The following is a 1,416-nucleotide window of genomic DNA, read 5'->3' on the forward strand; positions in this document are numbered from 1 at the left end:
TGCAGAGCATTTCCCCTCCCCGTCGTATAAATTCCAAAAGCACAGGACCTAAAAACCCTTGGGGATATCCTGAAACCAATAAACAATCTCTGCAATCATCAGGCAGGCAGTTGTTGATATCTTTTGGAAACTCAGCGTGTTCAACAGGTAAAAATCGGGTTAATGGTTCACGGTCATAGCATTTCACAGTAACGTCTCCCATCAAACTAAGACATTTTTCAAGAAATGCTTGCCCCGAACCAATACTGATAACTTTTTTTGGAAAAGTGCCTTGATATGCACTTTCGCACAGAGAGAGCACAACATCCAGAAATCTTTCAGGCTTAAAATGACCACAACCGGGAACCGCTATATAAGGAAATACTATATTGAAAGGCTTAGTATTATTCAGGACAAGTTCACATAACGCCTTTTTTGACTCTCGTTTTGGCTCTTGCGAATCATCATAATCAGGAAGGGAATAATAGGCATACAAAGCTAACATTTTAGCCGCAGCACTCTTGAAATCTGGAACACGAAAGAATGAAACTATATTGGGAAATTTTGCAATAATAGCGACAAGGGCTGAATCTAACGTTGCCTCGAAGTGAGGCTCAAGCTCTGAGTTATCAGTGCATAGTCTTCTCAATAATTGAGTGTTTCCACTATTGACTGAAACAGCGCCCGTGACTGAAACAGCGCCCGCGACAGAAACAGCGCCCACTGTACGCTCCTCAATATTTGCCTCTTGGGGCGTTCCCGGCTGAATCGGAGTTGTTGTTTGAACGTTTAAATTTACCGTTGCATCAGCAGAAGCAGATTGGACCTCATGATCCCCTAATACAGCCCTTTGTGCCATTGTTTCTTCATAAGACGGTGGCGGATCATCATAAGGCGGTGGCGGATCATTAACAGGAGAAGATGCTGTAAAAGAAGGATAATTAATCATGAACAGTGCCTTTGTTTTAAGGTTATCTTTCTGACAACAAAAAATCAGACAAGTTCATGCTTGAATTCAGATTTTATAGCTATTAATAGTTGGTCAAATTGAACTGTATATTTTTGGCTAAATGGGCAGCTACTATGCAAGGCACAACGCAGGGAGCATAGTCAATGTGGCAAGAGTGGTAACGCCGCTCGACTGCATGGATGCAGGAGCCTGAGCGATGCAGGAGCAGTTGCCGGGATTGAATGACTACTTGGTCAGAAAATATGATTTGGTTAACTGCTTATAATAACGACTCTGTTTTGGCTTATGTTTTGGCAAACGAAAGGATGAAGGTGTTAAAAAACTTAAAGAGCTTTTCGAACCATTTGGAGTTGACAGATTTCATACTTTAGACGACTATCCTGATTTTTTTGCTTTAAAAAATCTTCACTACAGCCTGAATCCGTAACTTCAGAAGACGTTGAAACCTTCGGAAGCCGGTCGTGCCG

Annotated in this window: 1 protein-coding gene; it reads right to left on the reverse strand. The window is 41.9% G+C overall.

Annotated elements, in window-relative coordinates; all coding sequences use genetic code 11:
* The coding region (locus tag KDK14_RS17045; RefSeq protein ID WP_257266382.1) for a hypothetical protein at nt 1–928 on the reverse strand (928 nt) is incomplete at its 3' end.
* Between the last annotated feature and the right edge of the window lie 488 nt (nt 929–1,416).

It is taken from the genome of Endozoicomonas sp. ONNA2, assembly GCF_024606365.1.
Lineage (GTDB): Bacteria > Pseudomonadota > Gammaproteobacteria > Pseudomonadales > Endozoicomonadaceae > Endozoicomonas.